Annotated in this window: 24 protein-coding genes; 14 read left to right on the top strand and 10 right to left on the bottom strand. The window is 39.6% G+C overall.

Annotated features, from left to right (window positions below):
- The first annotated feature begins 546 nt into the window (after window positions 1-546).
- The 5 genes from G1O98_RS17530 (at window position 547) to G1O98_RS17510 (ending at window position 5,253) form a co-directional block, all read left to right on the top strand.
- Window positions 547-1,155: a hypothetical protein gene (locus G1O98_RS17530; protein ID WP_163930045.1), complete on the top strand. Its 609-nt coding sequence runs from the start codon at window positions 547-549 to the stop codon at window positions 1,153-1,155.
- 231 nt (window positions 1,156-1,386) lie between these two features.
- Entirely contained in the window at window positions 1,387-3,171 is a 1,785-nt protein-coding gene (locus G1O98_RS17525) for an OmpA family protein (protein ID WP_163930043.1), read from the top strand.
- 38 nt (window positions 3,172-3,209) lie between these two features.
- Complete coding sequence (locus G1O98_RS17520; RefSeq protein WP_243458467.1) at window positions 3,210-3,686, top strand: Rab family GTPase; 477 nt, start codon at window positions 3,210-3,212, stop codon at window positions 3,684-3,686.
- The gene (locus tag G1O98_RS17515; protein WP_163930039.1) at window positions 3,687-4,085 is read left to right on the top strand and encodes a hypothetical protein; all 399 of its coding nucleotides are present in this window, start codon (window positions 3,687-3,689) and stop codon (window positions 4,083-4,085) included.
- A 43-nt stretch (window positions 4,086-4,128) separates the two neighbouring features.
- Window positions 4,129-5,253, top strand: a complete 1,125-nt coding sequence (locus G1O98_RS17510) for a HAMP domain-containing sensor histidine kinase (protein WP_163930037.1) — start codon at window positions 4,129-4,131, stop codon at window positions 5,251-5,253.
- Between the two features lie 44 nt (window positions 5,254-5,297).
- On the opposite strand, the gene G1O98_RS17505 is transcribed toward G1O98_RS17510, so the two are convergent.
- Window positions 5,298-7,520 carry a pentapeptide repeat-containing protein gene (locus G1O98_RS17505; RefSeq protein ID WP_163930036.1) on the bottom strand — a complete coding sequence of 741 codons (2,223 nt, stop codon included), beginning with the start codon at window positions 7,518-7,520 and terminating at the stop codon, window positions 5,298-5,300.
- Window positions 7,521-7,529: 9 nt separating this feature from the next.
- Entirely contained in the window at window positions 7,530-8,537 is a 1,008-nt protein-coding gene (locus G1O98_RS17500; RefSeq protein ID WP_163930034.1) for a zinc-dependent alcohol dehydrogenase family protein, read from the bottom strand.
- Window positions 8,538-9,132: 595 nt separating this feature from the next.
- On the opposite strand from G1O98_RS17500, the gene G1O98_RS17495 reads away from it, so the two are divergent.
- On the top strand, window positions 9,133-11,055 hold the full coding sequence (locus G1O98_RS17495) for a right-handed parallel beta-helix repeat-containing protein (RefSeq protein ID WP_163930032.1): 1,923 nt from the start codon (window positions 9,133-9,135) through the stop codon (window positions 11,053-11,055).
- A 503-nt stretch (window positions 11,056-11,558) separates the two neighbouring features.
- Here the strand turns inward: G1O98_RS17495 and arsS are convergent.
- From arsS to G1O98_RS17470, 5 genes are all read right to left on the bottom strand, one after another.
- Complete coding sequence (gene arsS, locus G1O98_RS17490) at window positions 11,559-12,548, bottom strand: arsenosugar biosynthesis radical SAM (seleno)protein ArsS (RefSeq protein ID WP_163930030.1); 990 nt, start codon at window positions 12,546-12,548, stop codon at window positions 11,559-11,561.
- Window positions 12,549-12,591: 43 nt separating this feature from the next.
- A complete protein-coding gene (locus G1O98_RS17485; protein WP_163930028.1) occupies window positions 12,592-13,551 on the bottom strand; it encodes an inorganic phosphate transporter in 960 nt (319 codons plus the stop codon).
- A 146-nt stretch (window positions 13,552-13,697) separates the two neighbouring features.
- The gene (gene arsM / locus G1O98_RS17480) at window positions 13,698-14,666 is read right to left on the bottom strand and encodes an arsenosugar biosynthesis arsenite methyltransferase ArsM (RefSeq protein ID WP_163930026.1); all 969 of its coding nucleotides are present in this window, start codon (window positions 14,664-14,666) and stop codon (window positions 13,698-13,700) included.
- A 279-nt stretch (window positions 14,667-14,945) separates the two neighbouring features.
- Window positions 14,946-15,620, bottom strand: a complete 675-nt coding sequence (locus tag G1O98_RS17475) for a response regulator transcription factor (protein WP_163930025.1) — start codon at window positions 15,618-15,620, stop codon at window positions 14,946-14,948.
- A gap of 194 nt (window positions 15,621-15,814) precedes the next feature.
- Window positions 15,815-16,102: a Mo-dependent nitrogenase C-terminal domain-containing protein gene (locus G1O98_RS17470; protein WP_163930022.1), complete on the bottom strand. Its 288-nt coding sequence runs from the start codon at window positions 16,100-16,102 to the stop codon at window positions 15,815-15,817.
- Between the two features lie 373 nt (window positions 16,103-16,475).
- On the opposite strand from G1O98_RS17470, the gene G1O98_RS17465 reads away from it, so the two are divergent.
- The gene (locus G1O98_RS17465; RefSeq protein WP_163930061.1) at window positions 16,476-17,099 is read left to right on the top strand and encodes a class I SAM-dependent methyltransferase; all 624 of its coding nucleotides are present in this window, start codon (window positions 16,476-16,478) and stop codon (window positions 17,097-17,099) included.
- 112 nt (window positions 17,100-17,211) lie between these two features.
- Here the strand turns inward: G1O98_RS17465 and G1O98_RS17460 are convergent, their stop codons facing one another.
- Both G1O98_RS17460 and G1O98_RS17455 read right to left on the bottom strand, forming a co-directional pair.
- Window positions 17,212-17,709, bottom strand: a complete 498-nt coding sequence (locus tag G1O98_RS17460; protein ID WP_163930020.1) for a GNAT family N-acetyltransferase — start codon at window positions 17,707-17,709, stop codon at window positions 17,212-17,214.
- Between the two features lie 141 nt (window positions 17,710-17,850).
- On the bottom strand, window positions 17,851-19,161 hold the full coding sequence (locus G1O98_RS17455; protein ID WP_163930018.1) for an IS701 family transposase: 1,311 nt from the start codon (window positions 19,159-19,161) through the stop codon (window positions 17,851-17,853).
- Between the two features lie 263 nt (window positions 19,162-19,424).
- On the opposite strand from G1O98_RS17455, the gene G1O98_RS17450 reads away from it, so the two are divergent.
- The 7 genes from G1O98_RS17450 (at window position 19,425) to G1O98_RS17420 (ending at window position 25,425) form a co-directional block, all read left to right on the top strand.
- Complete coding sequence (locus G1O98_RS17450) at window positions 19,425-19,625, top strand: hypothetical protein (protein WP_163930016.1); 201 nt, start codon at window positions 19,425-19,427, stop codon at window positions 19,623-19,625.
- A gap of 673 nt (window positions 19,626-20,298) precedes the next feature.
- Window positions 20,299-20,628 (top strand): hypothetical protein, encoded by a 330-nt coding sequence (locus G1O98_RS17445; protein WP_114082695.1) that lies wholly within the window; start codon window positions 20,299-20,301, stop codon window positions 20,626-20,628.
- A gap of 71 nt (window positions 20,629-20,699) precedes the next feature.
- On the top strand, window positions 20,700-21,248 hold the full coding sequence (locus G1O98_RS17440; protein ID WP_163930014.1) for a GIY-YIG nuclease family protein: 549 nt from the start codon (window positions 20,700-20,702) through the stop codon (window positions 21,246-21,248).
- Window positions 21,249-21,295: 47 nt separating this feature from the next.
- On the top strand, window positions 21,296-22,780 hold the full coding sequence (locus G1O98_RS17435; RefSeq protein ID WP_163930011.1) for a YARHG domain-containing protein: 1,485 nt from the start codon (window positions 21,296-21,298) through the stop codon (window positions 22,778-22,780).
- Window positions 22,781-23,461: 681 nt separating this feature from the next.
- Window positions 23,462-23,821 (top strand): Mo-dependent nitrogenase C-terminal domain-containing protein, encoded by a 360-nt coding sequence (locus G1O98_RS17430; protein ID WP_163930009.1) that lies wholly within the window; start codon window positions 23,462-23,464, stop codon window positions 23,819-23,821.
- Between the two features lie 21 nt (window positions 23,822-23,842).
- Window positions 23,843-24,115, top strand: a complete 273-nt coding sequence (locus G1O98_RS17425) for a cupin domain-containing protein (RefSeq protein WP_163930007.1) — start codon at window positions 23,843-23,845, stop codon at window positions 24,113-24,115.
- Between the two features lie 563 nt (window positions 24,116-24,678).
- On the top strand, window positions 24,679-25,425 hold the full coding sequence (locus G1O98_RS17420) for a creatininase family protein (RefSeq protein ID WP_012408581.1): 747 nt from the start codon (window positions 24,679-24,681) through the stop codon (window positions 25,423-25,425).
- 164 nt (window positions 25,426-25,589) lie between these two features.
- On the opposite strand, the gene G1O98_RS17415 is transcribed toward G1O98_RS17420, so the two are convergent.
- Window positions 25,590-26,192: a CPBP family intramembrane glutamic endopeptidase gene (locus G1O98_RS17415; protein ID WP_163930005.1), complete on the bottom strand. Its 603-nt coding sequence runs from the start codon at window positions 26,190-26,192 to the stop codon at window positions 25,590-25,592.
- Between the last annotated feature and the right edge of the window lie 33 nt (window positions 26,193-26,225).

Below are 26,225 nucleotides of genomic sequence, written 5' to 3'. Positions count from 1 at the left end.
ACACTTAGCGCAATGTTATTTAAGTGCAAAGTTATACTATGAATGCCTAAGTAATTTAGCGCAATAAAATAAAACTATGTAAAGAAAAATGAACTAGGCTAAAACCCTTATATCTATAGCCTATTGCCTGTTGCCTATTTCCTATCGCCTGATCCCAACGACAATTATTTACGCCCACTTACTTATGCAGGCTGAAGCAATGCGAACGAAAGAACAATGGAAAATCGAGTTTTTTGACTGGTGTACACTGTAGCCAATACATCAGGGAGATTAAGAGAGATAATTTAACTTGTGTGTAGACCCTAGTCATAGCAGGAAGAGGAATGGAAGCGAGGTTTTGCAGATAAGAATGAAAAATCTGCTTCTCCATAAGTAGCTTGCGAAATTCATCATTACTTTGGCTAAAGATTGGATGTTTTCCTATATATTCAAGTAGATGTAATTTTTTACGTATAAATATAATTTATACTTATTAGTACCTCTGCTGTGGATATAGTATCAAAATTAACATCAAACCAAAATTTAGTTTCCCAAGGAATTAAAAATATGAACTCACCTGAAGAATACATCAATAATAATTCATCAAATATAGAAAAACAGAATTCGAATGCAAACATAAATGAGTTGCAATTTAGTAATAACAGTATGAGTGAAGATAGAAACTTAGATAAAGTTAGAGAAATTCTTTTTGGCAATCAAATACGGGATACGGAAAGAAGATTTACCCGTCTAGAAGAACGTCTAATTAAGGAATTGGGCAACGTGCGAGATGAAACAAGAAAACGTCTAGACGCTTTAGAAATTTATATAAAACAAGAAGTTGATTCTTTAACGCAGCGCCTAAAAAATGAGCAGGCCGAGCGTGACTCTCAGGTAAAATCAGTTGCTGAAGAAAGTAAAAGCATAGTTATATCTTTAGAAAAAAAGATTACTCAATTTGATGAACAATCAACTAATAGCCAACGAGAGTTACGCGAACAGATTCTCAACCAATCTAAAAGCTTACAAGATGAGATACAACAAAAATCTCAGGAAATAGTAGCTTTACTAGAACGGGAAGCTCAAGAACTTCGCAGAGAGAAAACGGATCGTTCAAATCTTGCTGCTATGTTTACAGAGTTAGCTATCCGGCTGAATGCAGAAAATAAGTCTTGAGTTAAGGAATTGTTTGAAAATTTTTTTCCTATGAATTTTGGCACTTTTATATTCTCCCTACCCCTATGAGAAAGGGGAAATTAAAAGAATTTAAAAGTTTTAAGACAAGAATACTTTCAAAATATCCTCTACTCTAAGGGTTAAAAAAATTTTACCTATCGGCGCATCTCTCCTGTTTACAACAGAATGCTTGCTACTTGATGATAAATTGTGAATTGGGGAATTTTGGTAATGAGTGACTATTCAAATAATCCAATACCGAAAGCATCCTCTGAAGGTTTGAACAGCAACAACCAAACCTTCGAACTTAATGATGAACTAACTATACTCCGTAGTTTGCTTCTGGATATTGAGCCGACTAAACTCAAAACACTTTATGAGCGATTAGAAAACCCTCAAATTCTACCAGAAGATATTAGCAAGATGCTTCCAGAAGCTGTTATCTTGCGCTCAAAGCAAGATAAACAACTTGGGGAAGTAATGGTATCAACTGTGGAAAATGCCATTGAAGTTTCTGTTAAACAAGACCAGAATGTGCTTTCAGATGCATTATTTCCAGTTATTGGGCCAGCTACTCGCAAGGCGATTTCCACGGCTCTTGAGGAAATGATGCAATCGATGAATCAAACTCTAGAACATAGCTTGTCTCCACAGAGCTTTAAATGGAGGCTAGAAGCACAACGCACAGGAAAATCATTTGCGGAAATTGTGCTGTTACGGACGCTAGTTTATCGAGTTGAACAAATCTTTTTGATTCATAAAAAATCAGGGTTATTGCTGCAACATTTAGTAACAACGCAGATAACAGTTCAAGATCCAGATTTAGTAGCTGCGATGTTGACAGCTATCCAGGATTTTGTCAAAGATTCCTTTAAGGTACAAAAAGTAGATGGGTTAAAAAGTTTACGCTTTGGAGAAGTCATAATTTGGATTGAAGAGGGGCCGCAAGCTCTAGTAGCAGCGATGATTCGAGGGAATCCTCCCCAAGAATTAAGGTTAGTTTTGCAAGAAGCGATAGAAAAAATTCACCTGAAGCTAGGTAGAGAAATTAAAAATTTTACAGGGGAAACAGAAGTATTTCAGGCCAGTCAGCCTTATTTAGAAGCTTGTCTGGTAGTTCAGTATAAATCTGCGGCTAAAAAAAATTATACCTATGCCTGGGCTTTCTTGGGCGCGATCGCGATCGCTTGTGGGACTTGGGGCTTTTTTGCAATCAGAGAACAACTTCGTTGGCAAGCATATCTCCAAAAACTCAACTCTCTGCCAGGAATTGTTGTGATTAACACCAAGCAAGCTTTTGGCAAATATTTTATTTCGGGAATGCGCGATCCCTTAGCAGTAGATCCCAATACACTAATACAACAAACAAATCTTAATCCCAAAATAGTAATTAGCCAGTGGCAACCTTATCTGTCTTTGGAGCCAGAATTTACTGCCAAAAGAGTTGAAAAATTGTTGCATCCTCCCCAAACTGTATCATTAAGGGTTGATAACAACGGTATTCTTAATGTAACTGGTTATGCACCCCGTAAATGGATTTTAGAAGCACGGAAATTATGGACATTTATTCCTGGTATTACCCAATTTCAAGACCAAAAACTCGTAGAAATAGAACTTAGCGAGTTAGAGTTATCTAAAATAAAGATAGAAAAAGAAATAATTTTTTTTGCAGAAGGAACAACTAAGTTGATGCCTGGTGAAATTGACAAATTGCCTAATTTGTTTTTATCAATCCGCAAATGTTTGGATATTGCCAAGTATTTAGGTAAAAATGTGCAGATTCAAATAATCGGACATACTAATAGTGCTGGAACAGAACGAAGAAATAGACCGCTCAGTCAAGCTCGCGCTAATAAAATTTTATCTTATTTAAAATCCCAAGGAATCAAGACAAACCAATTTCAAGCACTAACTGTAAGTTCTAGCCTAACTTCCCTGCCAGAATTAACGCCAGAATCTAAAGAATTTAATCGGAGAGTATCTTTCAAAATATTAATAAATAATACCTCTAAATAAAATTATATCAATTTATGGTTATCCAGAAGAAAATTTGTATGATAGGTGCATTTGCTACAGGTAAAACTAGTTTAGTAGGAGTGTTTGTCCACAGTATTTTTTCTGAAAAATATCATACTACTGTGGGTGTAAAAATTGATAAAAAAGCTATAGAGATTCAAGATAAAAAAATCAACCTTATCCTTTGGGATATCTATGGAGAAGATGAGTTTCAAGAATTACAAATGTCTTATTTGCGAGGTTCTGCTGGTTATTTATTAGTTGTAGATGGTACCAGATATAATACTTTACAAAAAGCTTTTGACTTACAAATAAAAATAGAAGATGCCATTGGTCGGGTTCCCTTTATTTTAGTCATAAACAAGTTGGATATAACGGATGAATGGGAAATTGAAGCTGCTGAGATAGATGATGTTACACAAAAGGGTTGGACTGTGATTAAAACAAGTGCCAAACATGGTATTGGTGTAGAAGAAGCTTTTCAAACTCTCGCTAAAAAAATATTGGATTGCTAAATGTTGGATGTCCCTGTTTTTGTAATTGCCTATATTCTAAATTTGCTAACAACAGAGTCTTCTCTTGGCTATCTGTTGGTTAATAAAGATGGTAGCCTCTTGACTTGGGGTGGAAAGTTGGCAGCTTATGGAATTACTAACCTCCATAAAGGCAAAAATGCAAAAGAGCAAGTTGTTTTTCTAGAAGGGTTACTACCATTAGATGATACTTCCATATTTCTACCATTCATCCAAACAGACTATGGCAGTTGTGTAGATGTTCATATATTACCGACGAAGGAAGCAGATTGGGTATTGCTGTTAGATAGTAGCTGTGATAGAGACTACCTCTTTCCTATTCAGCAAAAAGCAAATGATTTCAGACTATTACAGGAAAAATTAAATAGAAAGTTAAATTAATAAACTAGAGTCAAAATTAATTTATCATAATCAGGTTTAACTCATGAATACACCTATCACGGATGATATGCTCACAGCTTTGAACATTCTAGCGTTAGAGCAAATTGATGCAGGTTTATTTAAAATTATTGGTAATTTACCTAATTGGTTAAATCAATTTTCTTGTAACATTTTAGCATCAGGAATGAATATCTCAATACCGCAGGAAGAATTTTCTTTTTTAAATAATTTTTTAATTGATGCCGAAAAATTTTGGACTAACAATAATACTAAAAAACTCAGTTCAGGTTTATGGACTGAAATAGATGCAGATGGACAAGAATATCAATTTAAAGCTTATGCAATTTGTGTGAATAATAGAAAATTTTTATTAATCGAGGCTTTGGAAGATTCTGATCAAGAACAGCAGTCTGTTCTCCAAAAAGCTAGAGAATATCAATTGATTTATCAGCAATTACTTAAGGATAATCAAAAAAAAGATGTTCTAATTCATTGTCTTATCCATGATATAGCAGTAGAATTGAGCGCTATAAACTGCTGTTTTGCACTACTAGAATTTGAAAACTTAACGCCTAAAGGAAAAGAATATTTAGAAACTGGTATAAAGCAATGTCTAAAACAAGAGATGTTGATTAAAGATATTTTAGACGCTTTTTCTACTGAAGCAGCATTAACAGAAAATTCTCATATCGATATTGAAGAAGCACCTAATATCTTAAGTTCTATACAAGAGGTAATTGAATTTTCAAAACTGAACTTTGCCCTTAATAATATACAATTACAGCTTGCTACCAATATTGATATGACAGCAGACTGGAAAGTTATGGCAGATAAATCTCGTTTAGATAGAGTGATATCTAATCTAGTAGAAAATGCTTATAGATATAGTAAACCAGATTCTATTGTGACTATTGATCTACAACTGGATGGGCAAGATGTTTTAGTTACTATAGATGACTGTGGTTTGGGTGTACCGCCAGAAATGGAAAAGAATTTATTTCAAAAGTTTTCTCAAGGCAAAGGTAAATCAGGGAGAGCTGGTTTAGGTCTTTATTTTTGTAGAATCACACTTGAACGCTGGGGAGGTATGATTGGTTATTTACCTCGTCTTGAAGGTGGTTCTAGATTTTGGTTCCGCTTGCCTAGAGTAGCATCAGTGATGAGTTAAGAAGTGTCCTTAGTAATATTAATTACTTCTAATCGCGTGGTAAGCTACTTCAGATAAATTAGCAAATTCAATCCCGGAATTGTACGAGAAAGAGTCCATAAAACAAGAGTAATGTAAATTACACCTAAACTCCATTCATACCAAGCTAGTGCAGAGATGATGCCTGGTAAGTGTTCGTCTCGCAGGCGAATGTCGTTAAATCCTAATTTCACTAAGTTGTTGAGACTAAAATCATAGTAGTTGAGCCAGTTCCAACGGCGATCGCTCAGTAGAGGCATATATCGTTCACGAAATGTCTGATTCCTTGGTATCACTGGTAAACGCCCAATCAACAATCGTAACTGGCGAAATGTGCCATCTTCGGTGAAGTAAGAAACGTTCATTAAATCGTGATAGCGACCTTGTTGGTAAAGTCGGATCAATAATGCTAGTGGTACGGGGACAAGAATTATGAAAAGACACCCCAGTGTCAGCCAAGGCTGTTGAGCATTGCGAAAAATGGCTAGTAAGCTCAAGAATTCTAAAACGCTAAAACTGACTAATATCGCAATGGTTTCGTAGGATGTGGGAATAATTGGTACGGGATGGAGGCGGCGATAGCGATCCACTAGCCAAAATAGTAAGCCAAAATATGCGATCGCAACTCCTCCCACGCCAAACACTAACCAAAAATTTGTCCCATAGCCACTCAACAACAGCAGTACACTTAATCCCAACCAACTCCAAGCTTGCAGTAACCAACCACCAATAGAAAGGGATTCGCCAACAATTAAGCGATCGCTCAGTTGTGTGTATTTTTCTAAACCGATGTCTGCTAAAGTCAATAACTCACTACTGTTGCGAAAAGATTTTATCAGACGACGCTGGGCGATCGCTGCGGCTTGAGTTGGGGAAAAACCCAGTTTAATCAAACTTGCAACACTTGCACTATTAATATTTGTAGCTGTCAAACGGTGGCTCATTTCTACTAATCGCAGCTGTTGTTTTGTGTATTCCAGTTCATTAGCATCGGCAACTTGTTGTTGCTGACGGAAATTTTGCCCCAAATTCCGCAAGATATTTTGATTACCTTGCAATGTAGGAATGCAGAACATTTTACCAATCTGACCGGGATTACCTAAAATTTTTGCTTGGTTAGAGTTAAAAGTTAAACCAGGTACGCTTAGACAAGCTTCTGTAGAAAACCTGGCATCGCTAAAATCTGCTTGATTGAGAATGCTTGCACCTTGTAAATTAACTGATTGATTAAACTCCACTTCTCGAAATATGAGAGCTTGCTCAAAAGTCGCATCTGTTAAAAAGAGAAACTGATTAAAATTTGCTTTAGTAAACTGGGCTTGATTGGCAAAGCGGACATCAGAAAAATCAGCATTTTCTTGCCATTGCACACTACTGAATTTAGCCAATTGCTTAAAACTTGCCTGGTTGAAGTTAGCAGTCTTTTCAAAGATACTTCCTTGAAAATCAGCAAATTCCTGAAATTGGGTTTGTTTAAAATTAGCTTTTTCAAAAAAAATACTGCCCTGGAAATTGCTTGGTTGCTTGAATTTAGTATTACTAAAGCTGACGGGACGACCAAACCGGGTTTCAGCCCAATTCGTGGATTGCAGAAAAGTTGCACCTTGGGCATCCACAGACTGAAGAAAGAATGTATTAGAGAACTTCATTTCGCCATTGAAGCGAGTTTGCACGAGTTTCAAGACACCACGAAAGACAGCAATTTCACTGGCTGGGGTTGGCTCTGTTCCCAAAAGCGATCGACAATCTTTGGAGTTCGCTAGTGATTCTAGACAAATAAAGCGCAAACGTGCTAGTTCTTCTTTTTCAGTAGCTGTGAAAATCGGAGCAATAGCTTGGGCGTACAAGGAGGTTCTTAAACCCAAATCGCTACCCACAAAATCCCCTAAAATCAGGGCATAGCTGAGGTCTAAACCCAGAGGTTTTGTACCTAGCTCTTTTCGCAATAGTTGGTAAAAAGCATCACGAAAGCTAGCGTTTTCGGGGCGCAAATCAATCACCATCTTCTGCAAATCTACCGTAAAATTTCCTTCGCGGAGTGTTGGTGTATGTAGACGTTCTTGTAATAATTCCAGAGTCAGGAGTGTACGTTCTGGTTGTGTCTGCGCTGCTAAACTAGGTAGGGGGAGGAGGAGAAGTAAAACGCAAAGGAACGCAAAGGGAAGCGCAGAGGTACGCAGAGAAAGCTTTCTGGGTATCTTTGCGTTTAACCTCTGGGTGCATCTATGTTTAAAAAATAAATTATGCAAATTGTTCGATCATTCGTCGCTAATGAGTAGAACAATTTTACCCGTCACAGAACCGCTTTCAATTAGTTGGTGCGCCTTAGCCGCTTCTTTTAAAGGAAACTTGTGAGTAACATGAATTTTTAACTTGCCTTCATCGATCCAGGTAGCACATTGTTCGAGAATTTCTGCATGGTGCTGGAGGCTGTCTTCCAATCCTAGCAATGCTGGTGTCAGCATTAATTCTAAGCCAATGCGGAGATTGCGTAGTCTAGCAGTTTTCCAAACAGTATTGGCATCTGGTTCAAGAATCGTCACAATATCACCATATACTCGCACTGCGGGAAAGGTTTTGTGAAAGGTTTCGCCGCCTACGGTATCAAAAGCCAAGTCAACGCCTTCGCCGCCAGTCCAATCTAATACCGCTTGCACAAAGTCTGTTTGTTTGTAAAAAATTACATGGTCTGCACCAAGTTCTTTGACGAAATTAGCCTTTTCTTCAGAACCCACTGTGGTAGAAACAGTAGCACCTTTGAGTTTCGCCAATTGAATTGCTACATGACCGACACCACCAGCACCCGCATGAATGAAAACCCGTTCCCCAGGTGACAATCGTCCCCTTTCGTATAAAGCTTCCCAGGCGGTGATTAATACTAAAGGCGCTGCGGCTGCTTCGGCAAAGGAGATAGAGGCAGGTTTACGTGCCACAAACCGCTCATCTACAACGGTATATTCAGCATAATTGCCTTGGTGTGCGCCCAAGCCGCCATAGCAAAAATATACTTCATCGCCTGGGCGAAAACGCTGAACACCAGCACCCACAGCCTCAACTACACCAGCACCATCACATCCTAAAATTGCCGGCGTGCGATCGGGGTAGAAAGTGCCTCGGCTACGAAGTTTAGTGTCAATGGGGTTAATGCCAGCCGCCACCAAACGCACTAAAAGTTCAGTATTCCCTACGGGAACCGCAGGGTTTGGCACTTCCTGTACTTGCAGAACTTCAGGACTGCCAGCTGCTGTCATCAAGACTGCTTTCACTATTCTTTCCTCCTGGCTTTAGATGCACATTCTTATGCAACTTTAGCGCAAGAGGGTAGACACAAAGTTCTGTCTGAAGGAAAACTGCTGTATAGCCCAGGTTCAGTTAAGCAAATTTATCTGTTAAGGCAGGCAGGGGAGGCAGGGAGAGCAGGGGAAGAATCCGTAACTCCTAACTCAGCACGGGCTAAACGCCCCGCTACCGCTAACGAAACTGTATTGCTGTATAGCCAGAAATTAAATGACATCAAGACAAATTCATGTCATCAAGCAAGCTTGTCTACTGCACACTTACAAACTTGGTGTTAATTCCGCCTGTAAGTATAAGAGTGTGGACTTTAGGGTAAAGGATATAAATTCACACGAATAAATCTTAATACTCAGGTGAAAGATAGAATGGTAGGTTTTTTACAGTTTATCTATCGATAGGTACTGGATAAAAATTTCCAAGTAGTCTTACTTCCTCCTTCCAAAGACGAGGAAGATATCCCCGTCGCAGTACTTCTTACGGTGGAAAGCCTTCTATTCTTTTTCCTGTCATTCTTTCCTCATTTCTCCGCTCCCTTGCGTCCATTGCTTTTCCCTCCTTTGAGTAATGATAAAGACTCTACGCTCCCTTCTTTCCTACGCAGCTTTAACTACTATTGCTTTAGTAGCTGTAGTCACAACTCAGTTAGTAACTACCCAAAAAACTCCTGCGATCGCTAACATTACACCTACCGTTATTCATTCGTTTAATAACAGTAATAAGTCCGATGGTTCCACTTCAGAGGCAGAATCTGTACAAAACAGCGATGGTAAGCTTTACGGTACGAGGTACGGGGGAGGCGCAAATGATAAAGACCTGATTTTTAGGGTTTCTCCTAATGATAGTAATTTCAACCTTTTCAATTTGTTTAGGGAGAAGGATGGTCAAAGGACTAATCCTAAAATTGCGGCTACCCAATCTACCACGAACTTGTACGTCTATGTGTCTCCCACGGGAAGCGACACCGGAGGCGATGGATCGCTAGGCAAGCCATTGAGGACGTTGGCGTATGCAGCAAAACGAGTTCAACCGAATCAAAACTACACGATTTACCTGAACGCAGGTGTCTATAGGGAAACGGAAGCGACGGTACTTCCGCCGGGAGTGAATATCGAGGGAGCAGGAGAATCAAGCGTGACTATCACTAGCAACAGTGCGATTCCTGCTCCAGGAATAAACACAGGTAGCACCGACTGGAGTCTTTTGCATTATGGAAGCATTATTCAGCTTGTCTCGCCTAGCTACTCTGGCTCGAGCCCTAGGTATGGGGCTCCTTCCGAGATGATTGAGGCGACAGACGGCAATCAGACCTTAAGCGGCTTCACCATAAACGGGAACGGCAAGACCATCAAAGCCGGTGTCTGGGTGGAAAATCGTAATAATGTGACTATGCATAATGTCACGTTCAAGGATTTCCAGCACAGCGGTGCAGTTTTTACCCGTGGCAATATGTGGTGGTTCGTCCCGCTTCCAGAGGGAAAGTGGATGAAGAACACAACGATATATGATTGCACGTTTATTAACTCCGCAGCAGATGGAGTATCGGGAGGATCTACCGGGAACCTGAGACTTGGAGGGCTGGATGGCGCTGACATCTACAAAATTACTATCCGAGAAAATAAAGGATACGGCATCAAGTTCATGCATGTAGGTCATATACGTAACGTGAAGATTCACGATTGCGACATCCAGGTTCCGGAAGTTGATTCCCAGTGGAGCGAGGATGCTTCCATTGAACTTTGGAATTTGAGTTATGGAAACGAAATCTACAATGTTACCTGTAATACGTGGTTATCGATGGTTAATCATGCAGTAATGAATGATTACCAGCCGACAGCTACACACCCAAGCAATCTCAAGATGCGAAACGTAAGAATAAAAGATATTGACGGACAGAGTGTTAAGGAGTCAATCGAGGTTGCCTTGAGTGGAGTTGAAATATCCGACTCCTACTTTCAGGATAAAGGCTTCGGTATTGCGATCTGGGGTGGGAAAGCATGGGGTGGAAGTATAGAAAATCACAACATCAACATCCACAATAATATTTTCGCAAATGTCGCTCGTAAAGTTCAATTTGGTTTCGGGAACAGTACTGCCGTCTTCATTCCCGATTTAGCTACCGACATCAAGATTCACAACAACGTATTCGATACCTTAGGGAATAGCCTACAACTCGACTCCGTAGACAGAATATCGATCAAAAATAATGTGTTCTTGAACTCTCAGGGAGACGATGTGCAAGGAGGTAAAAACATTGCTTTCAGTAATAATCTCCGCAGGAATACGAACCCAGCAAAACCAACTTGGCAAACCCGATTCGCGGTTAATGCGACAAACATCCAGGGTGATCCAAGATTTACAGGTATAGGCGACCGTTGGAACTCTTACTACAAGGCGGCTTCGTCACGCAGTCTTGTGGTGGATAGAGGAACTAATGTAGGGCTTCCTTACTCCGGTTCGGCACCTGACATCGGTCGATGGGAGTGGTAAAAATACTTGTTGGGTTTTGGGGAAAAGGGAAAAGGTTAAAAGGGAAAAAACCTTATATATCGAGTCTTCCACTCCTTTTTCCTTTTAACCGAGCAGTATTGGGAGTGGTAAGGAAAGTTGATTTAATAAAATCCAAATTTTTGGATCGGAGTTTGGCTATACCAAAGCCTTAAAGGATAATGTACAGTGACAAACTATTAATGTCATCGAGGGTGTGAAAGCTTGAACTCTCTAGTCTTAAGCTTAGAAACGGCACAGGGAAATTACAAGCTGTATCAACACAAATTGTTGTCAGTCTAAAGTGGATAAGGATTTATTTGATGACACGAATTTGTCTCAACATCATTTAATTTGTCACTGTACAAAAAGGGAAAAAACCGCGAAACATTATGTTTCACGGTTTTCAGTGTGGTGTAAGGAGCTTAACTAAATCTCATCATAAAGTAACAGCCCAACAACAACGCACTGGTAACAATTTTGGTAACAGACTTTTTTTAGCGGCCTTAGAGCAAAGCACCACCACAACTAGAACCACACCCAGCAGTACAACCATAGCAATAAGCAGCAGTTTGGATCTCACTAATCAGGTCTAGACTGCCAGCTTCTAGCAATTTGCTAACTGTTAGTGCTTCAGAATTGCCAGTTTTTGCAGGCAAATTCATCATCTGGTTAAAGTCACAATCATATACATTTCCTAGATAGTCAATTGAAAGTTGATCGCGACACATCAAATGTTCAACTGTGCCAGGATTAAAATTTGACTCTAAAAACTGTAAATAGCTACTGTACAGTTTTCTCCGTTCTAAATGTATTTTGGTTCTACCAACTGGTAGGTTGGTAATGGTGAAGAGGTTGTTAAATATAATATTAAAATGTTCTTGCAAGAACATTTTGTAATCTTGTTCTAGGTTGGTCTGTTCGGGAGCTAAGAAAAATGTTTCAGTAGTGGGTAACTGGGGATTAAATACCAAGTCCAAAATTAAATTTTCATCTTTACCATAGCCGAGTTGGTTAAGCCACTGCAAAGCTTTGACTGAACTATCAAAAACGCCATAACCACGCATTTTATCAACATTGTCTGCTAAATAGCATGGTAGGGAAGCCACAATTCTTATTTGGTGTTGAGCAAAATATTCTGGTAAATCAGCAAATCCATCTTCAAAATAAATAGTCAAATTAGACCGGACAATCACCTGCTTGCCGGTTGCTCTTGCTGCTTCTACTAATGGCTTAAATCCATAATTCATTTCTGGTGCGCCACCAGTCAAATCCACAATTTTAATTTCGGGAAATTTATGGATTAGCGAAATCAATTGTTCGCAAATTTCAGGAGAAAGTTCTTCTGTACGTTTTGGCCCAGCTTCGACATGACAGTGTGTACAGGCAAGGTTACAACGCTTACCTAGATTAATTTGTAAAACAGAGATACCCTTTTTTGTGAAAGGGGAATTTAGTTTATTTTTAAATGGTGTAATTTTTGATTGAGTTTGCATTAGCTACTATTCCTTAAATATGGCAAAAATATACTCAATGTCTCTAACCTTGTAATAATCGGTAAATTATTCCACTAATAATTGCAGCAGTAGGTAAAGTTAAAATCCACGATAATAGTATCTGATAAAAAACACGCATGTTGGCTTTTTTGCCAGTCAAACCGACTCCAAAAATAGAACCAACTGAAACATGAGTGGTAGAAACCGGAAGTCCAAACAGACTAGCTGCAATCACTAGAATTCCAGTTACTATATTTGCTGATAAGCCTTGAGGAGGATTCAATGAGGTAATCTTTTCACTCATGGTGACAGCAACTTTTTGAGAGTTGAGTAAACCGCCAAGTGCCATTGCGATCGCAATTGTGATCATTCCTCCCTGAACTGAAAAATACTCAATAACTAGAATGAGTGAGGAAATCTTGGGAGTATCATTTAATCCTCTAGCAAAACTCACAACTCCGGCGCTGAGAAAATGGCAAGTATCAATCATTTTCTGATTGACTGGTAGGTTCCATTTGGAATTGATATAGCCAGATAAGCTGTAAATTGCTGCTCCGAAGGGAATAGCAATGATCGGACTGAGAAATAAAGGCAAAACAAAGGAAGTTCCCAAAACGGCAAAATTGACTTTGAGTCCGATCGCAACTAAACCAGCGCCAACTAGCGCACCTATTAAACTGTGAGTTGTGGAAATGGGAAACCCCATAAGGGTTGCTATCAGTACAGTTAGACCAGTAGCGATCGCAACTGCGAGATGAAATTCTGGTGAATTAGCGATCGCATCAGGTACTAGTCCTTTACCAGAGAAGTTTTTAATTAGTGTACTTGCCAAAAAAGTTGCAGTTGCCGCACCACCTAAAGTTGTAAAAGTTGCCCACAAAATTGCTGTTTGATAGCTGCTAGTTCGGCTACCAAACAACGTTGCTACCCCTTTAAAGTTGTCATTGGCACCATTAGAATATGCTAAAAAAAGCGTAGCGATAAATAAACTAATTAACAACATTTTGGGGCTTATAAGAAAGAAGTCAAAATTGAGAATTCAGAATTAAGAATGCAATTAGTGAAATATTAAAATTGTGCATTCATTTTCCAGTTGCACAGAGTTATGAATACTTCTAACTACTGACAATTGAATTCTTTTTTAAGAAATTAACAGCAACCACCACCGCTATAGTGCCAGGTTGAGTTGGTAACAATTATTTCTGCTGGCTTGATAGCCGCAAGTTTAGCGGCAGTTTTATCACATACTGCTGCGGGAATACCTCGCTGGAGTATGTGTCCTGCTGAGTCATCGAAGAAGGGTTTCAAGCCAGCATAAATTGCTGTTTTTCCAGTGAAAATACAAGCACCATCTTCTGGAATATCAACTTTAAAGGAGACAGAATCCAGGCTTTCTAAAAGTAGGTGTTCGTCTAAGTTATAAGTCTGAGAATCTAGTAGGCGATAAGGACGACGGGCGCGAATTTCAACCTGACCAAAGCCAGCATTTGTAATCCGTTCAGTATACTCTTGATATGTGAGTGCGCCTGATAAACACATGGCTCTGAGTCGTTCATCTTGTTGAAGATGTGCTGGAATTTGACTAGTGGCAATTGGATCGCTCATCTGCAAACGTCCGCCTGGTTTTAATACCCGATAGGCTTCTTTTAAAGCACGGTTTAAATCTTCTGGTTCAAAGATGTTGAAAAGACAATTCTGTGCCACGATATCGACGCTAGCATCAGCAACGGGTAAGTTGAAAGCATCACCTTCGCGGATTTCTACAAAACTCGTGTCAAACCACGGGTTTTCTTGAGCAGCAACTTCTAGATTGCGTGCAGCTGCTTCCCGCATGGCCCCAACCGGTTCAACGGCAATTACAGCACCTGCATAGCGGGAAAAATAAGCGAATTGCAACGCTTCTAAGCCTCCACCAACGCCGACATAAAGCACAGTAGGCTGATTTCCTAGTTCGGTGGAGTGAACAGTGGTGCCACAACCATAGTTCATTTCCTGCATAGCCAAAGAAATTTTCAACCCTGGTAGTTGCAGGGGTGTACTTTGCACACAACAAAGTCCAACTTGCGGGGTTTCGGCAACTTCGCGGTAGAATTGCGCCGCTGTTTCTAGATAAGTCATGCAGTTTTAGATTTTTAGATGATGACAGCTTTGTGCATCCTAATATAATTAACCCTGAGTTGGATGAGTTATTGCTCAAATTGCCAAAAACCCCAAATCTTCCTGGAACAGAAAACTTTGAGGTTTTATCGTTATTTCACACTAGATAGGGGATGAGGGAGCAGGGGGACAAGGGGACAAGGTGACAAAAGTTTAGAACTGACAACAAGTCTTTCCCCTTATCCCCAATTCTCCTTGTCCCCAAGTCCTCTTTCCCATTCCCCATTCCCCATCTCAAATTCAATCATGCAATGTGTAGCCGACACCACTCACAGTTTGAATGAGACACTTTTCGTTATTGGCTTCAAGTTTCAGACGCAGGTAGCGTATGTGAAGTTCGATGATGTTGGCATCGCCCATGAAGTCGTAAGCCCAGACTTCTTGTAAAATGCGATCGCAGGTAATTAGCTGTCGTGGATGGGCCAGTAAATATTCCAGTAAATCAAATTCCTTAGCAGTTAACTCAATTAACCTTTGATCTCGGTACACTTGGCGCGTGCGACGATTTAAACTCAAGTCTTCAAATTCTAAAACATCTGCACTGTCTACTTGCCAATTTCTTCGCAGGTGAGTGCCAACTCTGGCTAATAATTCATCAACACTGAAGGGCTTAACGAGGTAATCATCAGCACCAGCGTCTAAGCCTACAATGCGATCGCTTACTTCATCTTTGACGGTTAATAATATTATTGGCAATTTATCACTAATATTTCGCAGGTGGCGGCAAATTTCTGACCCCGATAAGCCAGGCAACACCCAGTCTAAAATTACTAAATCTAGATGTAACTCACGCGCTGCGGTGAGTGCAGTTAATCCATCGTAGGCAATACTGACTTGATAGCCTTCATAATTTAATTCTAATTCGACAAATCGCGCCAGTTTGACTTCATCTTCAACCAGTAAGATGTGCGTCATGATGATGTTAATGATTTCAGCAGGGTACGGTAAGCAACAATACGGTCTGGAAACACTTGAGCGAGGTGCTAGCTACTTACATAGCCAAACATCTAAATTAGGTGTACGTTAGCTTAGTATAAACCTGAGTAAGTAACAACAGTATATTTGAAAATACCGATGGCTGCTTAATCAAAGAACGATCAAACTGACTATTAGCAATAGATTGTGACATCTTCACCACATTTATCGGCAAGATAACAGAGCGCTTTAAAACGCAAACCAACCACTTCCTCGTATAGAGGATTTAATTTACACATCGGAGGGATATGAAATAGCTTCCGACCAAACAGTGTGATATCTTGCTCAAAGGGACACTGAGCAGGAATAGCTTTGCACAAGAAATGAGCCAATTTAGAGTTATGAATTTCTATCTTTTCCAACCACTCGCGCACTGGATGTAGTAAATCATTGTGTGACCGTACTTGAATAAAGCTTGTCATAATTTTTCACCTTAATAATTTCAAACTAGATTGAGTTTGTTCTATTTGAACCTCTATAAATACATACACTTAGGTTCTATAGTTTTATGCACTGATTCCTAGTTCGTTCTCTACAGAGATAGAATGAATCTCTAGGTACACTGTAAACTACACATTCAAGGGTCAAAATTCCTGATGATTTCTACAATTTCCAAAAACTTTTGCAACAAATGAATCGGCTAGCTGTAACTCACTGGGTTGGGTCAAGAACCGCTATATTGTGCCAAACGCTAGGCTAGATATTGCCGGACTGCAAAACTATAACCAAATTCTGGGAGGCGCAGCTAAACTTACTCTAAAAAAGCATCAAGCTTTAAAGAAGCTGCGAAAACTTATGACTGATAACTTCTTCAGTAACAAAAAGCTACTTTTTGACCGATGGGCACCAAGTTATGACTGGCTCTTCCCTTCAGTGTTTTATCGAGCCATTCACAAACGCTTGCTGGAGTACGTCGATTTACCAAAGTCAGCAAATGTACTTGATATCGGTTGTGGTACTGGCCGCTTACTTGAGCGCCTTGCTACTCAGTTTCCTGACCTGCGGGGTACTGGATTGGATTTCTCTGCTAATATGTTGCGGTTAGCAAGACAGAGCAACCACCACCGTCCACGTTTAATTTATATCGAGGGCAAAGCTGAGTCTCTTCCTTTTGCTGATGGTCAATTTAATGCTGTTTTCAGCACTATCAGCTTCTTGCACTATTTGGAACCGAAACAGGTAGTTAGTGAGATAGCACGGGTACTTTCTCCCGGTGGACGCTTCTACTTAGTTGACATTAACATTACTTCTAAAAAAGACGCAGAACCTCAATTATTGCCACTTACTCCCCGTGGAATTAGACTCTACAGCCCTAATCAACGTCAACTTCTTGGCTCTTCTGCTGGGCTATTGTGTTTGAATCACCACTATTTATTAGGGCCAGTCTTACTAACAATTTTTGCTAAACCTCCGATTTGAAAATAGATAATTGAAAACAGTAAAAGATTGTAAACAGCTTGTATCAGTCATTATTCTCTATATCTTAATTACGAATTACGTTAGCGTAGCGGTAGCGAGTCCGCGAGCGTCATTACGAATTAGTATGTCCTCGATATTCCATAAACACCACAGGAACTTTGAGCAGCTTTTTAGCTAATTGCGACAATCTAAATTTATCGTTGAGCGTAGACAAGCCTGTTGTTTTGGGAAATTGTGGTAAGTCTTCAAAAGATATTGGTACAAAATTAAACCGACTGTAAAACTGTGCCAATCGTTCACCTAAACATTCAAGATAAAGTGGTTGCGTTGCTGTATTAATCAAATGCTGCGTTAGCAAAGTACCCAAACCGCGACCTCTCCAAGCTGATGCAACGACCAAACTACCAAGTTCTTGTGCCCCTGAAAAATTACGTAGCTGTCCGCAAGCTACGAGATTATCACCGCATTCAATTACCCAAAATTGCTGCCAGTTTAATTGGGTTGGGTCGAGTTTCGCTGAGAATACCAGCAATCGAATCGACCACTTATCCGCCAAGGTTGCCTTGCGAAGGACACATCCAGATGGTAACGGTGGATTACTCTGGTTCATTAATTACACTTTGATAGTTTGGATCACAATCATCACACGATATTATTCACTTAGATCATTTGCCATTCTCTGTCAAGCGTCAATAAAGCAATTCTAAAAGCATCTCGGATATCAAATCTGTTCTAACTTTCTTTTGTCACTCTAGGCAGAGGAAAAAGAGAAAAACTCTGACCAAAGAGATAAAAATAGATGATTGTGCAAGGTATTCATGATGCTAATCAAGTAAGAAAATCCTGTAGAAAGTTGAGGAATAGGAAATACCTTGAGCCAAGGTTTAATCAGGTTAAAAAGGATGATTGGTTGAACAATAAGACGTAGATTATTTAAGATATTCTTCCAACCTAAATTTTCATCCCACAACGGATGCTCGGCAAATATTTGGAGAATATAGCTGTGAGATTTTTGGAAAACACTTGAATGAAGGCTGACCATGAGATAAGTACTACAAACTATTTCCCACCACTTTTGAATGTCAGAATAATGAGTCAGCCGAAAATCTGCCCATCCAAGTTCATTTTTACTTTGCTTAAGTCCATATTCTACCCATGTTCGTAAGCCGTAAAGATTCCCAACTTCTGAGTACTTAATATCTGGAATATTCGTCATTAAAAACCATGTTGAATTTTCAGGTAGCTTTTCCGTATCCGTTGTGACTTGCCAATATCGAATGGAGCGTCGTTTGCCAAAAATAATTTCTCTAATATATCGAACTTCCTGACTACCATTAGAGAAAACACGGTTAAATTTACGCCATTTGTTATACCTGATACTTTGCCCTTTTGGTAGCCAAACTCCGTGGTTACTACGTATAGCTACCACAAAATTGAGTTGTAATTGATTCAAGACACTAATGAAATTCCCATCACTTTCCCCATACAGACTATCTGCCAAAACCAATTCAAATTTAAACCCCATTCCTTGAAGTTCTCTGATTAATTCTGCTGCGATTTCTGGCTTGGTTTTATATTTATCTCCTGTCTGTAATCTCTCCCGTGGTTTATAAATTTGAAATGTTAATGCATTGGTCATATCTTCAATTACACCATAGGCTGTTACTACAACTATGCCCTGAGCAATTTTGCCTAAGTTCCCAATATACTGCCTTTTCACATAGTCTGTAGTATGACCTTGTTTTTTGTCTCCAGTTTCATCAATTATTAGAATTAGCGTTCGCTCATTTAATACTCGTAGTATTAGTTCTAATCTTCGCTTTTTTAATGATTCTACTGACCAAGGTGATTCTGTTAAAAAATGATGTAATGATTGGTGGTTCTCTAACCCTACCACCTTGCCTATTTCTGGTAATGATTTCCTTTTTATCTCCGATATCATTCCCAAATGTATGTCTCGAAAACTTTCAAAACTTCTAACTTCTGGAAATAGATTTTGGTAGATTGCACAATATTCGTCCACGAATTTTATGCTTGGTTTGGGACTTCTGGGCTGTGTCATCGTCCCCTCCTGCCTTTCAGACCTCTTTTCTGATTTTACTCTCCCCGGAGTGACAAAAGAAAGTTAAGTTGTCCTTTAACGACGGCAAGCATTCTAAGGTTAGCAAATTTCATAGTTATGAATTTTTGTCATCAAAGATGAGTAGTACTAAACAATACTTCCGATAGAGGGACAATCAGCGATAACTAGATTCTGGATAGATGTACTCAAAACCCAAATTTTCTTAAGATAATCCCAACAATAAATAATTAAGGAATGTCATCATGGCTGAACAACAAAAACAAAAATCTGATAATCAAGAAACTACGCCTACTGCTTCTGGTGGCTACCAAACCCCCATCGACGAAAGTATCCGCAAAACTGGCGATGCTGAAAAGAGTGATGCTAAACCCAGTGCTACGCCAGAAGCACCAGGAGAGGATGGTATAGCAGGTAGCCCCAATCAGGGAACTGAATCACGTTAATTGGTTTTAACTTTCCCAAGTTTGAATAATCTTCTTGGGGTTTTTTAGTAACCCCGATTTACTAAACTTTGAGTGGATAGTTGTGGTTTATATCACGATTATTCACTCATTTTTGTTGTGCGAGAATGTGGTGCGCTAAGTACGTAGGCGCAGCCCCAATACTGCTCGGTTAATGGACTTCTAAATAAAAAAATACTCAACTACTTATTGTGGGTTGGATAATTTATTTCTTGGAAGTCCCAACAAAGCCCTGAAAATGTTGGGTTTCGTTCCTCAAACGCCACTTGCTTCAAGTCGGGAAACCCGCCCAACGGAGTGGCTCCCCAACCTACCTGGAGTAGTTTTGCATTCTGGCATTGTTATGTATTTTATTTTACCTCTTACTAAAAAAATGATTTTTATTCACTTAGTTAGTGCTTGTGCAAAGCTATACCCTGTAGGGCAATTCGTGAATTGCCCCTACGGTAAATCGGGGCTTTCAATGCTTTTTTGCCTACTGAAGTTTGTCAGCAAAGCGTTAAGAAAAAATCACCTATCCCTGAAAATCTGCTCAACTTCATGATTCTTAATCATGCCAGCTTCCTCTAGTGGCTGACAGAAGTCCCACAATCCAATAGGCTGATCTTAAAGTAGTGATTTTTCACTGAGTCGTTAAGAACTACCTATACAGAAAATGTCTCTTAAAATAGTCCAGAACTTTGATGGCAGTTTCACTCTTGAAGCACAAGCCCAAGAAACTTTATTCAACTTATTGACAAGCGATGCTTTCTTAAACCAAATTCGCCAACAATTGCAGTGTGAGCAAATTAAATTTACAGAATTAATTTTCCAACCAGTTCCTTATAGCTTAACTACAACGAAAGGAATGCCAGCAGAGTTTGAAAAGTATCATGAATCTGATGAATATGCCATCATCAATGTACCACCAAACTTCATGTTTAGTGCTAAGATTTTTAAACCCAGTCGCCTTTGTGCAATTTACCAAAAATTGGGTAATGGGTAATTTAAAAGATAGTTTTCCCTAATTAGCAATTTTCCATTCTGAAGGCAAATAGTAAGTTTAATATTTGATGTATGGCTCTTGAAACGAATCTTTCTTCTTTGGCAGCCTTGGTATACATTCCTTACATTGATGATAGCGGTCAATTACCTGAACAATTTCAAGGTAAAATCGGGGTGTATGCTATTTTTGACCAAGAAAAAGTGCTGCAATTTGTAGGATACTCTCGTGATGTTTATCTCAGCCTCAAGCAGCATTTAGTCCGTCAGCCACAGCAATGCTATTGGGTCAAAGTTCAAACTATTGAACGCCCTAGTCGCACAATTTTAGAAAATACTGAAAATGCTTGGATTGCTGAAAATGGCGGTGTACCTTGGGGAAATGGGGATAACAAGGAAAAATGGACTCATCCCATTGATGTCAAATTGATAATGACACCTGAAGAACAGGCAAAATATCAAAATCCAGCTAATGATGAATTAGCACAAATGAAAATTATTAAAAATGTGGCGCGAAGAGTAGAAGCAGAAATTTCAACGCAATTATTAGAAGTGCGTGGTTTACAAATGCAAATTCGCTTCAATCCTAAATTGAAAGAAGAAGGTTTACTAGATTTGAAATGAAGGTTGTTTTGGGAAAACTATCTTATGAATATCGCTTATAATCTCCCATGACAATACAGCTGCTGAACGATCGCTATCAAGTTATCCGCACACTGGGCGCTGGTGGGTTTGGTGAAACCTATCTAGCAGAAGATACCTATATGCCCTCAAAGCGCCGTTGTGTGGTTAAACAGCTAAGACCAATTCACAATAATCCCCAAATTTACCAGTTAGTGCAAGAGAGGTTTCAACGCGAAGCAGCTATTCTCGAAGAACTCGGTGGTGCAAATGACCAAATTCCAGCATTGTATGCCTATTTTTCCTCTGGCGGACAATTTTACTTAGTTCAGGAGTGGGTTGAAGGCGATACCCTAACTGGAAAAGTTCAAAAGCAGGGGCTATTTAGTGAAGGCGCTGTCCAGGAATTATTCATGAATTTATTACCCGTCCTGGATTATGTTCATTCTAAGCACATCGTTCACCGCGATATTAAACCGGATAACATCATTGTGCGTCATCGTGATGGTAAACCAGTGCTGATTGATTTTGGCGCTATCCGGGAGTCAATGGGAACCGTAGTAAATTCTCAAGGCAATCCTACCAGTTCGATTGTGATTGGTACACCTGGCTATATGCCGAGTGAACAAGCCGCAGGTAGGCCAGTTTATTCGAGTGATTTATACAGTTTAGGAATGACGATAATTTATTTACTCACTGGTAAACAGGCGCAACAACTAGAGACGGATTCCCAAACGGGTGAAATTGTGTGGCGACAGTATGCGAGTCATGTTAGTCCAATGATAGCAGGAGCGATTGATAAAGCGATCGCATATCATCCGCGCGATCGCTACCCCACAGCTAGAGCAATGCTGGATACTTTGCAGAATATCGCAAATCCAATTCCACCAACGCAACCCATCTTGACTCAACCGACTATAGTTTCTGCACCACCACCTCAGACAGTGGCTGTCAAACCACAGCCGAATCCTCAAGGTAATAGTCAGAATAATATCCTTATGGGCAGTTTGATTGCAGGTGGGCTAATCGGTGCATCTGTGATTATTAGCCAGGTATTAACAAAACCTACTCAATCTACAGCAGACAAAACGGTGTTACCTTCAGAAACTCCGTCAAATGTCACCAGCCCAGTCATAGAAACTCCTAAATTTATACCAACTACCCCATCTGTTCCTACTCAAACCCCATCTGTTCCTACTCAAATTACACCTACCCCAACGACATCAATACCGCCAGTTGGTACCACGACCGTCAACACTTATTTATGGCTTTCCCAAAGACTTGTAAGTGATGCAGATTTGGATGGTAAAGACGGTTTTGAACTAGATATTATGCGAAATTCGATTTTTGCTAGTCACGGCCGCCGTTTTGATACTCCTGGATTACAAGATTATTTTGACAACCAACCTTGGTATAAACCTATATATTCACCAAAAGCGTTTCCATCTAAATTACTGTCAAAATTAGAGCAACAAAATATCGAGTATATCAACAAATATCAAGAACGTTACGGCTTGAGATATTTTAAGAAATAAGTTTAGGCAAGAGGCAACTGGAAAGAAGGCTTTTTGAATTGCACTGAGTTTTTTCAAAAATCAATCAAATATGAGCCTTATATGTTGGTAGGGGCGTACTAGTGTAAGCGGTTACACTCGATACATTTATTGCAAATATTCTTGTAAATGCTATAACTTCTAAGTATATTAGCTTGAACTTATCAAAGGATTTATTGCTACTTATTAGATAATATCTAGGTTATCTAGTGTAATATACCAGACAAATCACTAGATATTTAATAGCCTAAAATCGCTAGATATTAGAGACTAGTCCTACCGAAGCCTATATAGAGTGAGAGCTAAACTGTTTTTTTCTACGCCAAATTCCATCTCTAGATACTAGGCCGTTTCAGAACCAGGCATTTATATTTAATATATAAAATTGCTATCTCGGAGATTAGCAATCCATAAGTTAAAGAAATGCCATTTTTATAATTTCTTTGTTATTTTGTATTTAACGGGACAGTTCTTCCCGATTTGGTGGGCTTAAATAACAATTAGTTAGACAATTTCCCTCCAAAGATGCATGTAAATTCTTTGTATTGTGCTTATTTTTCTGCATAATTTCCAAGCATAATGCAAATTGGCTTGACAGATTAGATGGTAATATTCCAATTCGGCAAATAGTTCATCTACACAAGGAAAACCTTGCCTACTACTATGCTTAAAATAAAGAATCAGCGTATTTTTTTGTCTGCGTTTATTCAACCTTTAGGACAAAATAATCAAGCAGATAGCAAAAAGGAATTAGCTAAACCTAAATTAGATTTATTGCAACCATTACGTCAATGGCTGGATGAAATTGAGATTCAGAATCAGAAATTAGCGAAATTTATTGCTAAACTGATTCCTGCTCAGTGTCCATTCGAGCGTGATATCAAGCTTTTTGGTCGCAAAATAGGACACATTCCGCCAATGTGCAAACTCAATCCACTTTATAACGAACTTGTCTACTTGCGTTTTCGCGCTTTGTGTTATTTAGTAGATCAGTGTGGAGAGGATATTCAATCCTACTGCTGAACATAACTAGAAAAACGCAACATGGAAATTCAAATTGAGCATCAGCCCAGACAAGAACGCCTCAATGAATTGGGTGTCTATAAATGGGATATTTGGAGAAAGGAAGTCTCAAAATTCCCTTGGACTTATGATTCTCAAGAAACTTGCTACTTTTTGGAAGGCGATGTGGTTGTTACTCCTGATGGTAGACAGCCAGTGCAAATGGGTAAAGGCGATTTGGTGATTTTTCCGGCTGGAATGTCCTGTACCTGGGAAATTACAAGCGACGTGAAAAAACATTATTACTTTGATTAATCAACAGTTAAGATTGATCCCCATTCTTTTCTTGATGATCTACAAAACCAACATCTCACAACATCTCATAAATTTAGATTTTTCTTATAGGTGGGGTTCGCAACGAAGCTCGTAGGATAAAGTAACATATTTGGTAAATTGCTTGTATCCATATCTGTCAAAAATCGTTGCGACTCCATCCCCTAAACAATATTTATAAAAATAGATAGCCTCATTTTCTCCACATTTGGCAGAAAGTTGATGGCAGATATCTAAAAATATAAAATTCATTGATCCCCGACAATTTTAGCGAAGTCGGGGATCTTGTTATTGAAATTTATCATAGCTGATCGCCACTACTGGGAATCTTGGGAGTTCATAATCAAGTTAGTGAGAGTTCAATACTTTTCGGATAAACCTAATAATCTCTCTTTTGGTCTGGGGAAAGGTTAAAGGGCAATGGGGAAAGGGAAATTCAAACCCTTTCCCTTTCCCCTTTTCCCCTTAACCGAAAAGTATTGAGATGTTATTCAGCAGAGAAAGATTTCGTCTTACCACAATTTTATTGAGGAAAATCATTAAAAATGTTACTGCATTTGAGTACTTGGCAAGAAGTCGAAGCTTATTTACAGCAGTCGAAGGGGATTATTTTCCCTATTGGTTCTACAGAACAACATGGGCCAACGGGGTTAATTGGTACTGATGCCATTTGTGCAGAAGCGATCGCAGCTGGTGTGGGTGATGCAACTGGCGCGATCGTTGGCCCTACGATCAATGTGGGGATGGCACTGCATCATACTGCTTTTCCTGGCACAATCAGTCTGCGTCCTAGCACATTAATTCAAGTAGTTCGAGATTATGTAACTTGTCTAGCCAAAGCTGGTTTTAGCAAGTTTTACTTTATCAACGGACACGGTGGTAATATTGCCACCCTCAAAGCGGCGTTCTCCGAAACTTATGCCCATTTAGAAGATTTGCAGATTGCCAATGCTCAACAAGTGCAGTGTCAAGTGGCAAACTGGTTTATGTGCGGTTCTGTATATAAACTAGCTAAAGAATTATATGGGGATCAAGAAGGTTCTCATGCAACACCAAGTGAAGTAGCCCTCACCCAATACGTTTATCCAGAGGCGATTAAGCAAGCACCCCTTTCACCAGAAGTTGCAAGCGGACACAGGATTTATAGCGCAGCTGACTTTCGAGTGCGTTATCCAGATGGACGTATGGGATCAAATCCTGGTTTAGCAACACCAGAACACGGAAAGCAATTTTATGATTTGGCGGTGAAAGAACTCAGCAATGGATATTTGGAATTTGTGAACGCAGATTAAAGGAGGCAGGGAGCAGGGGACAGGGGGGCATGGGAGGAGGGAGCAGGAGGTAGAGGGCAGAAAGAAGAAACTCTATCTAATGTGTGAGTGCTGCTTTACCCTTTCCCCTTTCCCCCTTAACCAAAAAGTATTGGGGCTACGCCTACGTACCAATTCCTACAAGCTCAAAATTTATTTTTTAATTGCCGTAATTGCCACATTTTCCAGAAATAGCTAGAAATCCAATTGGTAATCATGTGAGCGACAATCGGCACTAATAGGTTGCCCGTAAGCAGGGCACTATATGCCAATATCATCCCGACAATTGTTGCCCAAATTACATAAGGCCATTGTTGAGAACCACTAAAATGTAAGATGCCAAAGCAAAAACTAGATACAATGACAGCCAGATGATCTAATCCTAAAGCTGACAGCATTACACCTCGAAATAACAATTCTTCACTCAACCCTGGTAGTAAACCGAGCCAAATTAAGTCTGGTAACGCTAAGGGCTTCAGTACTACTTCTAGATAATAATCTGCACTTTTTCGATAGGGAGTCCAAACGCGATAAGCTATGCCACTTAACGCGGTAATGACGAATCCCAATCCTACGCCCAACAGCAAATCTTTCTCGTCCCACTTCCAGGAAAAGAGGGAAAAGTTGCCAAAGTGCAACGACAGTTTGGCGACTATCAACAAAATGATTGCAGTCGCTCCCATCGCCCCAAGTACTTGGATGCGTGTCAGATATGGAATTTCTGGCTCTTGTTTTTGTTGTTCAACCACAGGTTTTTAGGGTATGGGGCAAGGGTAAGGGGG

It is taken from the genome of Nostoc sp. UIC 10630 (assembly GCF_010747425.1).
In the GTDB taxonomy this organism is placed as follows: Bacteria; Cyanobacteriota; Cyanobacteriia; order Cyanobacteriales; family Nostocaceae; genus Nostoc.
The sequence above is the reverse complement of the archived record's forward strand: the minus strand, read 5'-3'. Positions and strand labels throughout refer to the sequence as shown.